Origin of the sequence: Mesorhizobium sp. M0854 (assembly GCF_040319815.1) — a bacterium.
Lineage (GTDB): Bacteria > Pseudomonadota > Alphaproteobacteria > Rhizobiales > Rhizobiaceae > Mesorhizobium.
This window is the reverse complement of the sequence record NZ_JAMYOL010000001.1, coordinates 297,231-310,019: the sequence shown is the minus strand read 5'-3', so window position 1 is coordinate 310,019 and position 12,789 is coordinate 297,231. Positions and strand designations below refer to the sequence as shown.

10 protein-coding genes are annotated in these 12,789 nt (G+C 64.2%); 9 read left to right on the top strand and 1 reads right to left on the bottom strand.

The window, feature by feature from the left end; all coding sequences use genetic code 11:
• Nucleotides 1–44: 44 nt before the first annotated feature.
• The 8 genes from ntrB (at nt 45) to NKH99_RS01355 (ending at nt 10,112) form a co-directional block, all read left to right on the top strand.
• Nucleotides 45–941 carry a nitrate ABC transporter permease gene (gene ntrB, locus NKH99_RS01390; RefSeq protein WP_352818604.1) on the top strand — a complete coding sequence of 299 codons (897 nt, stop codon included), beginning with the start codon at nt 45–47 and terminating at the stop codon, nt 939–941.
• A gap of 11 nt (nt 942–952) precedes the next feature.
• Nucleotides 953–1,750, top strand: coding sequence for an ABC transporter ATP-binding protein (locus tag NKH99_RS01385; RefSeq protein WP_352681456.1), 798 nt, complete (start codon nt 953–955; stop codon nt 1,748–1,750).
• Nucleotides 1,751–2,141: 391 nt separating this feature from the next.
• The gene (locus tag NKH99_RS01380; RefSeq protein ID WP_352469909.1) at nt 2,142–2,339 is read left to right on the top strand and encodes a twin-arginine translocation signal domain-containing protein; all 198 of its coding nucleotides are present in this window, start codon (nt 2,142–2,144) and stop codon (nt 2,337–2,339) included.
• A 58-nt stretch (nt 2,340–2,397) separates the two neighbouring features.
• Nucleotides 2,398–3,699: an MFS transporter gene (locus tag NKH99_RS01375; RefSeq protein WP_352540396.1), complete on the top strand. Its 1,302-nt coding sequence runs from the start codon at nt 2,398–2,400 to the stop codon at nt 3,697–3,699.
• Between the two features lie 19 nt (nt 3,700–3,718).
• Nucleotides 3,719–6,169, top strand: coding sequence for a nitrite reductase large subunit NirB (nirB, locus tag NKH99_RS01370; protein WP_353012160.1), 2,451 nt, complete (start codon nt 3,719–3,721; stop codon nt 6,167–6,169).
• A gap of 66 nt (nt 6,170–6,235) precedes the next feature.
• Nucleotides 6,236–6,565 (top strand): nitrite reductase small subunit NirD, encoded by a 330-nt coding sequence (gene nirD / locus NKH99_RS01365; protein ID WP_023676297.1) that lies wholly within the window; start codon nt 6,236–6,238, stop codon nt 6,563–6,565.
• Between the two features lie 3 nt (nt 6,566–6,568).
• On the top strand, nt 6,569–9,523 hold the full coding sequence (locus NKH99_RS01360) for a nitrate reductase (protein ID WP_353012158.1): 2,955 nt from the start codon (nt 6,569–6,571) through the stop codon (nt 9,521–9,523).
• A 103-nt stretch (nt 9,524–9,626) separates the two neighbouring features.
• Nucleotides 9,627–10,112: a hypothetical protein gene (locus NKH99_RS01355; RefSeq protein WP_352813841.1), complete on the top strand. Its 486-nt coding sequence runs from the start codon at nt 9,627–9,629 to the stop codon at nt 10,110–10,112.
• Between the two features lie 27 nt (nt 10,113–10,139).
• Here NKH99_RS01355 and NKH99_RS01350 read toward each other — a convergent pair whose 3' ends face one another.
• Complete coding sequence (locus NKH99_RS01350; RefSeq protein WP_352769062.1) at nt 10,140–11,171, bottom strand: hydroxyacid dehydrogenase; 1,032 nt, start codon at nt 11,169–11,171, stop codon at nt 10,140–10,142.
• A 175-nt stretch (nt 11,172–11,346) separates the two neighbouring features.
• Between NKH99_RS01350 and NKH99_RS01345 the strand changes: the two genes are divergently transcribed.
• A complete protein-coding gene (locus NKH99_RS01345; protein ID WP_353012453.1) occupies nt 11,347–12,783 on the top strand; it encodes an aldehyde dehydrogenase family protein in 1,437 nt (478 codons plus the stop codon).
• The last annotated feature ends 6 nt before the right edge of the window (nt 12,784–12,789 follow it).

The following is a 12,789-nucleotide window of genomic DNA, read 5'->3' as shown; positions in this document are numbered from 1 at the left end:
GCGCCGCCTGCCTTGCACCTGCCGCCAAGGAGTTTTTTCGAGAAATGTCTATCCAAGCCATCGAGGACCGCAAGGTGAAGCCGTTCCCCGCACCGGCCAAGCCCCCCGAGGTCATCGCCTTGACCGCCAGGGCGCGGCGCCGCTTCGACCCGGCCGCGGTCGCCGCCAAGCTGGCCAGCACGCTGGTGCCGCCGGTCATCGTCATCACCATTATGCTCGTCGTCTGGCAGGTCGCCTGTTCGTCGCCCACGGCCAGCCTGCCACCGCCGAGCCAGGTGTGGAACGAGGCCTATGACCTGATCGCCCACCCGTTCTTCGACAATGGCCCGCAGGACATCGGACTCGCCTGGCGGGTGCTGATGTCGCTGCAGCGCGTCGCCATGGGCTTCGGCCTGGCAGCAATCGTCGGCGTCGCGCTCGGCGCGCTCGTCGGCCAGTCGATCTGGGCGATGCGCGGTCTCGATCCGGTCTTCCAGATCCTGCGCACGGTGCCGCCGCTCGCGTGGCTGCCGCTGTCGCTGGCGGCGTTCCGAGATTCCAGCCCGTCGGCGATCTTCGTCATCTTCATCACCTCGATCTGGCCCATCATCATCAACACCGCGGTCGGTGTCCGCAACATCCCCGAGGACTACCGCAACGTCGCCCGTATCCTCCGGCTCAACCAGTTCGAGTTCTTTGTGAAGATCATGGTGCCGGCGGCCGCGCCCTACATCTTCACCGGCTTGCGGATCGGCATCGGCCTGTCCTGGCTCGCCATCGTCGCCGCCGAAATGCTGACCGGCGGCGTCGGCATCGGCTTCTTCATCTGGGACGCGTGGAACTCGTCGCGCCTGCCCGACATCATTGTCGCGCTCGCCTATATCGGCATCACCGGCTTTTGCCTCGACCGCCTGGTCGCGGCGGTCGGCGTCTTCGTCACCCGCGGCACAACGGCAAAGTGAGGAGAGGGACGATGACGGCCTATCTGAAACTCGACCACATCAACAAATCCTTCGCCCGCGGCAGCCAGGTCAGCGACGTGCTGAAGGACATCCGGCTGACTATCGACAAGGGCGAATTCGTCTCGATCATCGGCCATTCCGGCTGCGGCAAGTCGACCTTGCTCAACCTGATCGCCGGCCTGACCAAGGTCTCGGCCGGCGCCGTCCTGCTCGAAGACAAGGAGGTCGACAGCCCCGGCCCGGAACGCGCCGTGGTGTTCCAGAACCACAGCCTGCTGCCTTGGCTCACCGTCTACGAAAACATCAACCTCGCGGTATCCAAGGTCTTCGGCGGCAAAAAGAGCCGGGCCGAGCGGCATGAATGGATCATGCGCAATCTCGATCTCGTGCAGATGGCGCATGCCAAGGACAAACGTCCGGCCGAGATTTCGGGCGGCATGAAGCAGCGCGTCGGCATCGCCCGGGCGCTGGCCATGGAGCCGAAGATCCTGCTGCTCGACGAGCCCTTCGGCGCGCTCGACGCGCTGACCCGCGCGCATCTTCAGGACGCGGTGATGGATATCCATTCGAGGCTCGGCTCGACGACGATCATGATCACTCACGATGTCGACGAGGCGGTGCTGCTGTCCGACCGCATCGTCATGATGACCAACGGGCCGGCGGCCACCATCGGCGAGGTTCTTCCCGTGCCGCTGGCCCGGCCGCGTCGGCGCATTGAGCTTTCCTCCGACCGCACCTTCCTGCGCTGCCGCGAGGCGGTGCTGAAATTCCTCTACGAACGCCACCGCTTCGTCGAAGCCGCGGAGTAAGGCCATAATTGGAAACTCGTCATCATCATTGGCAAATCTGCATCGGCAATGGGCAATCTACCGCATTGCACAAATATTATGCTGCTGTGCAAGGCATTTTGACTAATCTTTGATCCGCTGCCGAGCTTGGTCAAAAGTCGCGCGGCTGCGGTTCATATTGATTTCATTCTATAATTAAGAGCGCTGTCGAATTGGCACGCTTCCTGCTTTCCAAAATGTAGGGTCCGCAAGGGCCAAGTGACACGGCGTCCAATGGCGGGCGCCACAGGCAAAGCTGCCGCTCAGGTCCACACGCGCTCCCGAAATCCCGGACGCGAAGACCTGGCCGGCGGCTTTTTTGTTTTGACGCAATCGGCACGCTGGTCCCAAGCGGCGCCAACCGGAGACGACGATGACGAAACGGATCGGAACTGGCGCGTCCCTCGCGGACTTCACGCGCCGCGATTTTCTGGCCGCCAGCGCGCTGACGGCGGCGCTGTTCACCGCCGCGCTCCTCCTCTTTCCCGCCGGCGCCAAGACTGACGGCAAGGGTCTTGAAGTGACCGCGCAAAGGTCGGTTTCAACCAGTTCGCCGATGCTGCGCCGCTGACAGTCGCGAACGAACAGACAAGGGCGGTGCCTCCCACGCCGCAAACCGGAGCCAGAAAATGACCGCAAATCTCCCAGCCGCGCCCAGCCAGGACAGCGCTCCCCGGCAGGCGCTTGCCATGTCCACCATCGCCTTCACCGTCTGCTTCGCGGTGTGGACGATCTTTTCAATCATCGGCGTGCGCATAAAGCAGGAGTTGGGGCTGAACGAGACGGAGTTCGGCCTGCTCGTCGGCACGCCGATCCTCACCGGCTCGCTCGTGCGTATGGTGCTCGGTGTCTGGACCGACCGTTTTGGCGGACGGCTGGTATACACCGCGACCATGCTTGCGGCGGCGGTCGCGACCTTTCTGCTCGCTTTTGCGCACACCTACGGGCAGATGCTGGTCGCCGCATTAGGCGTTGGGCTCGCCGGCGGTTCCTTCGCCGTCGGTGTCGCCTATGTCTCGCGCTTCTTCCCGGCCGGCAAGCAGGGTACGGCGCTTGGCATTTTCGGTGTCGGCAATGTCGGCGCCGCGGTCACCAAGTTCCTGGCACCGTTCGTGCTTCTTTCCTGGGGCTGGCAGTCGGTCGCGCTGATCTGGGCGGCAGCACTAGTCGTCATGGCCGCCGTCTTCTGGTTCACGACTGGCGACGATCCGGTCATCCGCGAGCGCCGCGCCGGCAAGGCAGCGCCCAAGAGAAGCTTCTTGCAGGAATTCGCGCCGCTCAAGAACCTGCAGGTCTGGCGCTTCGCCTTCTATTATTTCTTCGCCTTCGGTGCATTCGTGGCGCTCTCGCTGTGGCTGCCCCGCTACCTGATCGGCGTCTACGGCTTCGGGCTTGCGACCGCCGGCATGATTGGCGCGGCCTATTCAATTCCGGCAAGTATTTTCCGCGCCTATGGCGGCGTGCTTTCCGACCGGATCGGCGCCCGCACCGTGCTCTACTGCACCTTCGCTGTCAGTGCCGTCGCGACTCTCGTTCTGTCTCTCCCCTCGGCAGACTACGTCGTGCGCGGTATCAGCGGGCCGATCGCCTTCCATTTCGAGATCGGCCCGCTCGCCTTCATAGCCGTTGCCTGTGTGCTCGGCTTCTTCATGAGCCTCGGCAAGGCCGCCGTCTACAAGCACATCCCGGCCTACTATCCGCAGAGTGTCGGCGCGGTCGGCGGCGTTGTCGGCATGATTGGCGGGCTCGGCGGCTTTGTCCTGCCAATCGCCTTCGGCGTGCTCAACGACCTCACCGGCGTCTGGTCGAGCTGCTTCATGCTGCTCTTCGTCATCGTCGCCACCTGCTTTGCCTGGATGCATCTTTCCATCCGGCGGATGGAGCGCACGGCGCCTGCCGAAGCTTCAGGCCTTTCCTACGCGGCTGAGTGAGAGCGGAGTGGATCAGGACATGACCGAGAAACTCGTCATCATCGGCAACGGCATGGCCCCCGGGCGCATGCTGGAGCATCTCCTGGAAAAGGCGCCTGGGCGCTACCAGGTCACCATCTTCAACGCCGAGCCGCGCGTGAACTACGACCGCATCATGCTGTCGCCGGTTCTGTCGGGCGAAAAGGCCTATGAGGAGATCATCATCCATGGCGACGGCTGGTACATCAAGCACGGCATCACCCTCTACAAGGGCCACAAGATCGTCGCCATCGACCGGCAGGCAAAGACCGTCACCTCCGATCATGGCGTGACCGAGCCCTACGACAAGCTCGTCATCGCCACCGGCTCGGTGCCGTTTATCATTCCGGTGCCAGGCCATGACCTGCCGGGCGTGCTCACCTATCGCGATCTCGACGACGTCCGGGCGATGATGCTTGCCGCCCAGTCGCGGGCCAAGGCTGTCGTCATCGGCGGCGGCCTGCTCGGCCTGGAAGCGGCTGCGGGTCTGAACGCGCAGGGCATGGACGTCACCGTGCTGCACGTCATGCCGACGCTGATGGAGCGTCAGCTCGATCCGGCCGCCGGATATCTCCTGCAGCGCGCCGTCGAGCAGCGCGGCATCAAGGTCATCACCAAGGCCAACACCCAGGCGATCACCGGCAACGGCAAGGTCGAGCGGGTGGAGCTTGCCGACGGCACAGTCATTCCCGCAACGCTCGTCGTCATGGCGGTGGGCATCAGGCCGAATGCGGCGCTGGCGAAGGAAGCCGGCATTGCGGTCAATCGCGGCATCGTCGTCGACGCCGGCATGCGCAGCAACGATCCCGATATCTACGCAATCGGCGAATGCGCCGAGGTCAACGGCCAGGTCTACGGGCTGGTCGCGCCGCTCTACGAGATGGCGCGCGTCGCCGCCAGCCATCTGGCCGGCAATGAGGCGGCGGCTTTCGTCCACATGGACACGCCGACTAAGCTCAAGGTCACCGGCATCGAGCTGTTCTCTCTCGGCGACTTCGCCGAGGGCGATGACCGCCAGGAGATCGTGCTGCGCGATGCCGCGGCCGGCGTCTACAAGCGCCTGGTACTCAAGGACGACCGCATCGTCGGCACCGTGCTCTATGGCGAGACGGCGGACGGCGCCTGGTTCAACGACCTCAAGAAGAAGCAGACCGACATATCCGAGATGCGCGATACGCTCATCTTCGGCCAGTCCTACCAGGGAGGCGCCCCCCTGGACCCTATGGCGGCCGTTGCAGCCTTGCCGGATGATGCGGAAATCTGCGGTTGCAACGGCGTATGCAAGGGAAAGATCACCGGCGCGATCACGGCCAGGGGCTTGACCTCGCTCGACGATGTGCGCGCCCACACCAAGGCGTCGGCCTCCTGCGGCTCCTGCACCGGGCTGGTCGAAAAGCTGATGGTGCTGACCATCGGCGACAAATACAACCCCGCGGCGGTCCAGCCGATGTGCAGCTGTACCGCGCTTGGCCATGACGAGGTCCGCCGGCTGATCAAGGCCAAGGGCCTGAAGACCATTCCCGCCGTCATGCAGGAACTGGAGTGGAAGACCTCCTGCGGCTGCGCCAAATGCCGGCCGGCGCTCAACTATTATCTCGTCTGCGACTGGCCCGACGAATACGCCGACGATTACCAGTCGCGCTTCATCAACGAGCGCGTCCACGCCAACATCCAAAAGGACGGCACCTATTCGGTAGTGCCGCGCATGTGGGGCGGCGTCACCAACGCGGCCGAATTGCGCGCCATCGCCGACGTCGTCGACAAGTTCGAGATCCCGATGGTCAAGGTCACCGGCGGCCAGCGCATTGACATGCTCGGCATCCGCAAGGAAGACCTGCCGGCGGTATGGGCCGATCTCGGCCAGGCCGGCTTCGTCTCCGGCCACGCCTATGCCAAAGGACTGCGCACGGTGAAGACCTGTGTCGGCTCGGACTGGTGCCGCTTCGGCACGCAGGATTCGACCGGCTTGGGCATCCGTATCGAAAAATTCATGTGGGGCTCGTGGACCCCGGCCAAGGTCAAGATGGCGGTGTCGGGCTGTCCGCGAAACTGTGCCGAGGCGACCTGCAAGGATGTCGGCGTGATCTGCGTCGATAGCGGCTACGAGATCCATTTCGCCGGCGCCGCCGGTCTCGACATCAAGGGCACCGAAGTGCTCGGCCTGGTCAAGACCGAGGACGAGGCGCTGGAGCATATCGTGGCGTTGACGCAGATGTATCGCGAGCAGGGTCGCTATCTTGAGCGTATCTACAAATGGGCCAAGCGCGTCGGCATAGCTGAGATCAAGCGTCAGATCATGGACGATGGCGAGAAGCGCAAAGCCTATTTCGACCGCTTCGTCTTTTCGCAGAAATTCGCCCAGGTCGACCCATGGTCGGAACGTGCTTCCGGCAAGGACAAGCATGAATTCCGGCCGATGGCTTCGGTCGGCTTTGCCCAGGCGGCGGAGTAGGCGCGTGTTCCCGAAAAGTGGAATGCGGTTTTCGGACAAGAACACGCGCAAAAGAGGAATGGCCACATGAATTGGGTATCGATCGGCACGCTCTCGGACATTCCGCGTCGCGGCGCGCGCTGCGTCGCCACGCCGGAAGGAAAGATCGCCGTCTTTCGCACGGCCGACGATCAGGTCTTTGCCATCGACGACCATTGCCCGCACAAAGGTGGGCCGCTCAGCCAGGGCATCGTCCATGGCACGGCGGTGACCTGTCCCTTGCACAATTGGGTGATCTCGCTGGAGACAGGCAAGGCGCTCGGCGCGGACGAGGGCGCGGTGCGCACCATTGCGGTGCGGATCGACGGCGAGCGGCTGTTCATTGCGCTGGAAGCGCTGGCCAGCCGCGCGGCGTGAACCATGCAGATTGATGAAGCGCGCGAGGTGAGGACCACCTGCCCCTATTGCGGGGTGGGTTGCGGCGTGCTGGCGAAGGTCGCCGCGGACGGTGAAATAACCGTTCGCGGCGACCCGGACCACCCGGCGAATTTCGGCCGGCTCTGCTCCAAAGGCTCGGCGCTGGCTGAGACCATCGATCTCGACGGCAGGTTGCTATACCCGGAGATCCACGGTCGCCGCACCGACTGGGACGAAGCGCTCGACCTTGTCGCTTCGACCTTCTCGCAAACCATTGCCGAACACGGCCCTGGTTCGGTCGCCTTTTATGTTTCCGGCCAGTTGCTGACCGAGGACTATTACGTCGCCAACAAGCTGATGAAAGGCTTTATCGGCTCGGCCAATATCGACACCAATTCGCGCCTGTGCATGGCCTCGTCGGTCGCCGGCCACCGCCGCGCCTTTGGCTCGGACACCGTTCCGGGAAATTACGAGGATCTGGAACTTGCCGACCTGATCGTGCTGGTCGGCTCCAATCTCGCCTGGTGCCATCCGGTACTCTACCAGCGCATTGCCGCTGCCCGGGAAAAGCGGCCCGAGATGAAGGTGGTGCTGGTCGACCCTCGCCGCACCATGACCTCAGACATCGCGGACATGCATCTGGCGATCGCGCCCGATGGCGACGTCGCTTTGTTCACCGGGCTGCTCGCCTATCTCGGCCAGCACAACGCGCTGGACCGCACCTATATCACGGCGCACACGACCGGCTTCGGGCAAGCGCTTTTCGCCGCCTCGGCGCTCGATCTTGCCGGCATCGCGGCTGCCACGGGTCTCAGTGAGGACGAACTGGCCCGCTTCTACAGCCTGTTTGCCGCGACGGCGAAGACGGTGACCGTCTACAGCCAGGGCGTGAACCAGTCGTCTGCGGGCACCGACAAGGTCAACGCCATCATCAACTGCCATCTAGCCACCGGCCGCATAGGCAAGCCCGGCGCCGGGCCGTTCTCGGTGACCGGCCAGCCCAACGCCATGGGCGGCCGTGAGGTCGGCGGCATGGCCAACATGCTGGCCGCCCACATGGAGATCGAAAACCCCGAGCACCGCAAACGCGTGCAGCGCTTCTGGAATGCCCCAACCGTCGCCGAAAAACCCGGCCTGAAAGCGGTCGAGATGTTCCAAGCGGTGGCCGACGGACGCATCAAGGCGCTGTGGATCATGGCCACCAATCCGGTCGATTCGATGCCGGATGCCGATGCCGTCGAAGCGGCGATCAAGGCCTGCCCGTTTGTTGTGGTCTCGGACGTGCTGGGCGAGACCGACACGGTCCGCCACGCCCATGTCCGGCTGCCGGCCACCGCATGGGGCGAAAAAGATGGCACCGTCACCAATTCGGAGCGCCGCATCTCGCGCCAGCGCGCTTTTTTGGCCAGGCCCGGCGAGGCAAGGCCAGATTGGTGGATCATCGCTGAAGTCGCCAAGCGGATGGGCTTCGGCGAGGCTTTTTCGCATGTGTCGCCGGCCGACATCTTCGCCGAGCATGCCGCGTTGTCGGGCTTCGAGAATGACGGCGCGCGCGATTTTGATATAGGCACGTATGGCGATATCGGTGCAGAGGCCTATGAGGATCTTCTGCCGTTCCAATGGCCAGCGCCGGCCTCACCCTCCCCCTTGAGGGGAGGGTCGGCACGCGCGTTGAGCAAAGCGAAACAAGCGGGACGGGGTGGGGTCAGTGGTGAAGTCTCGACCTCTCCGGGTCGCCCCACCGAGGTGGAGGCCGTCGCAGATGACCCCCTCTGGCCTGCCGGCCATCTCCCCCTCAAGGGGGGAGATCAGCCTGCTGCTCGGCTGTCGCCAGTCTCCCAGGTTGATGAGTGGGCGCAGCCGGCAAAACCGCCAATCTCCCCCCTTGAGGGGGAGGTGGCCGGCAGGCCAGAGGGGCGCGCGCGGCGCCAGCTGGAGGACAAAAGCACCCGCTTCTTCGCCAACGGCAATTTCTACACACCCGACGGCAAGGCACGCTTCATTGCCATCCGCCCAGCCGCACAAACCCGCACCAGCCCGGACTTCCCGCTGGTGCTCAACACCGGGCGCGTGCGCGACCATTGGCACACCATGACGCGGACCGGCAAGAGCCCGCGCTTGTCGCAGCACATGGCCGAACCGTTCGTCGAAATCCACCCGTCGGATGCGCAGCACTTCGGCATCGGCGATGCCGAGATCGTCCGCGTCTCGACTGCCCATGGCGAGGTGCTGGTCCGCGCCCTGGTGACGGTGCGCCAACGCCAAGGCTCTGTATTCGTTCCGATGCACTGGACCGATCAGTTCTCCGGCCGCGCGCGCGTCGATGCACTGGTCGCGCCGACGACCGATGCGATTTCAGGCCAACCGGCCTCGAAGAATGTTGCCGCCCGCATCGAGCGGTTCGCCGCCACAGCCTTCGGCTTCGCCGTGCTTGCCGAACGGCCCGCATCGATCGACGCCGATTACTGGAGCCTCGCCCGCGGCCCCGCCGGCTGGCGGCTTGAAATTGCGCTGCAGGACAGCCGCGACTGGACCGGGTTTGCCGCCGCGCTATTAGGCATGGAAGGCGAGACGCTCGCCTATCACGACATCGCCGGCGGGCACCATCGCTTCGCCCGTTTCGCAGGCAATAGGCTGGTCGGCGCGCTCTATCTTGCGCCAACCCCGGTGGCGGTGTCGCGCGGCTGGGCAGTCGAACAACTTGGCGCTGACCATGCCAATCGGCAGGCGCGGCTGGCGATTGTCGCCGGGCGGCCGGGCGGCAACAGCGTCGACCGCGGTGCCATCGTCTGCGCCTGTTTCGGGGTTGGTGCCAACCAGATCGCGGAAGCGGTACGCGGCGGCTGTACCAGCGTCGCGGCAATCGGCGCCGTCCTTCACGCCGGCACCAATTGCGGCTCTTGCCGCGCCGAGATCAAGACCATTATCGACGGGCGGCGTCTGCAAGCTGCGGAGTGAATGCGCCGAGAACTCTGCCGTGCCGCCGCATGATGCTTACTAGCAATTTACAAACCATGGGCTACCAACGTTCTGACTTCGATTCGCTCGGAACGGGAGCCTCATGAGCAAAGCCCTGACCTCATTCGCGCTTGCCGCCGCGCTGGCGGCCTTGCTGATGGCGCTCTGCCTGATGGTGGCCAGGCATGGCTATCCCTATGGCGCGATCGGTGCCAAGCGCTTGAGCGACATCGCCGATGCGGGGACGTTCATTCCGCTCGCGGCGATCTATTTTTTCAGCGCACTGCTGATGATGGTTCTGCCGATCAGGCTCGCTGGCATCGTCCTGACACATGCCGCCGATGCGATCTTCTGGACGGTCATCTTGTTGTTTGCGGTCATCGTTGGATGTCTCGCCGCGAGATTTGCTTTCGGTCAGCGCGATGTGCTCCCGGCACTGCTGAACTGGCGGTTCCTGTTTGTCGCAGCCGTCGTCGGATGCCATCTCTTCATCAACGAGCTGCGCCGGAACATCCTGTTGCGAAGCCTGTTCTTCGTCGTCTTCGCCGCAGCGACACTGGCCTGCCTGTTTTGGTCCTTCACCATCTGAGCATGTGCGACCCGTCGGGCAGACGGCCTAATTCTTGTCGACCGGCTTCGAACGCATTCGCGAAACGGTCTCACGCTCGGCCCGCTTCGAACGCATCGGCGGCAGGCCGCGGTCGACCAGGTCCATGTCTTCCAGCACCATGTCGCCCATCCGCTTGAAAGCGATGTCGAGCGCACCGGCCCGGTGGGCGGAGCGCAGGAACCCCGGCAATGTGCGGACCGGGTGATCCTGGCCAAGCGGCTCCTCAGGAAAAACATCGCTGGCGGCGACGATATGGCCGCTGCGGACGATGTCCATCAGCGCCGGGAAATCGACCACGCCGGCTCGGCTGAGCAGGATGAAAGCGGCTCCCTTGCGCATCCTGGCAAACGCCTCGGCGCCGAGGAAGCCCTGGTTTTCGCTAGTCACGGAAGCGACGACGAAGACGAAATCGCTGTTCGACAGAACGTCGTCGAGAGAGGCGGGCTCGACGCCGTTTTCGATCAGGATCGACGGCGGCAGCCACGGGTCGAAGACTTTTGTCCGCGTGCGAAAGCCTGACAGCAGCCGGTTGAGCGCACGGCCAAGATCGCCGAAGCCGATAATGCCGACATCCGCGCCGGAAAGAAGCCGTGCCGTCCGGTTGCCGTCGCCGCCCCACAGCTCCTTGCCCTGACGAAAGGCGAGATCGGCGTCGACGATGCCGCGGGCGAGGTTGAGCGCCATGGCAAGGCCGAGCTCGGCCACCGGTTCGGCAAACACCAGCCCGGTGGTGACGACATGGATGCCGCGCGAAAACAGCGTCTCGTAGGGCATGTTGTTGATGAGGTTGCTCTCGACATTGAAGATGCAGCGCAGCGCCTTCATTCTTTCCAGCGTCTCCGGCGTGATAGGTGGCTGGCCGACGATATAGCGCGCCTCGGCAAGGATATCGGCCGGCAGCGCCGCCACCGCTTCGGGCGATATTTCGACGATGCGGTATTTCGATCGAAATTTCGCCAGCGCAGCCGGCGTGAAGATCAGGTCGAGCGTGCGCGGTTCGGGTGCGCTGATCACCAGCGGCAAGGCGCTGTTGGACATGATGCTTTCCTCCCGTGCGATCCGCGTCGCACCACACTGGAATCGTCTTTCCCGCCCCGACACCTATCACATGCCTGTCGAGGAGGAGAAGTTTGCCTGGCTTCGGCCTTGCGGTGCGGCGGTCGGTGGTCCAGATAGACGGCGATCGAAGGACGACAAGGAAGACAGCGACATGATCCCGTTTCGAAAGAACCTCATCGATGGAGAGTGGGTAGGCGATGCCGGCTCCCGTAACATCAACCCGTCCAATCTCGACGACGTGGTCGGCGAATATGCATCGGGAGGCGCCGAGCACGCCCGGCAGGCCATCGCGGCGGCGAAGGCGGCATTTCCGGCGTGGTCCCGATCGGGCCTGCTGGCCCGCCATGCGGTGCTGAGGAAGGCGTCGGACGAGATCACCGCGCGGAAAGATGAAATCGGCCGGGCGTTGGCGCGCGAGGAAGGCAAGACGCTGGTCGAGGGCATCGGCGAGACTGTCCGCGCCGCCCAGATATTCGACTTCTTCGCCGGCGAGACGCTGCGCCTGTCGGGCGAGCTGGTGCCGAGCGTGCGGCCCGGCGTCGGCGTCGAGATCACCCGTGAAGCGGTCGGCGTCGTCGGCATCATCACGCCGTGGAATTTTCCGATCGCCATTCCGGCTTGGAAAATCGCTCCGGCGCTGGCCTACGGCAACACCATCGTCTTCAAGCCGGCGGAACTCGTTCCGGAGAGCGCCTGGACTATTGTCGACATCCTGCACCGCGCCGGGCTGCCCAAGGGTGTGCTCAACCTGGTGATGGGCAAAGGTTCGGTGGTCGGCCAGGCCATGCTCGACAGTCCTGACCTCAACGCGATCACCTTCACCGGATCGGTCGGCACCGGCAAGCGCGTCGCCGCCGCCAGCGTCGAGCACATGCGCAAGTTTCAGCTCGAAATGGGCGGCAAGAACCCGCTTGTCGTGCTCGACGATGCCGACCTTGCCGTCGCTGTCGACTGCGCCATCAACGGTGCCTACTTCTCGACCGGCCAGCGCTGCACGGCGTCGTCCCGGCTGGTGGTGACGGACGGCATTCACGACCGCTTCGTCGAGGCGCTCAAGGACCGCATGGCCAAGTTGGTCGTCGGCGACGCTCTCGATGCCAAGACCCAGATCGGGCCGGTTGTCGACCAGAGCCAGTTCAAACAGGACGAGGACTATATCGCCATCGGACGTCAGGAAGGTGCCGATCTCGCCTTCGGCGGCGAGCGGCTCGATCGTGAAACCCGCGGCTTCTATTTGCAGCCGGCGCTGTTCACCGAAACCACCAACGCCATGCGCATCTCGCGCGAGGAGATTTTCGGACCGGTCGCCAACGTCATCCGCGTCAAGGATTATGACGAGGCGCTGGCGGTGGCCAACGACACGCCGTTCGGCCTGACCTCCGGCATCTGCACCTCGAGCCTCAAGCATGCCACGCACTTCAAGCGCAATTCGGAAGCCGGCATGGTCATGGTCAATCTGCCGACGGCGGGCGTCGACTTCCACGTGCCTTTCGGCGGGCGCAAGGGATCGAGCTACGGCCCGCGCGAGCAGGGCCGCTATGCCGCAGAGTTCTACACCACGGTGAAGACCGCTTACACGTTTGCCGGCTAAGAAAAG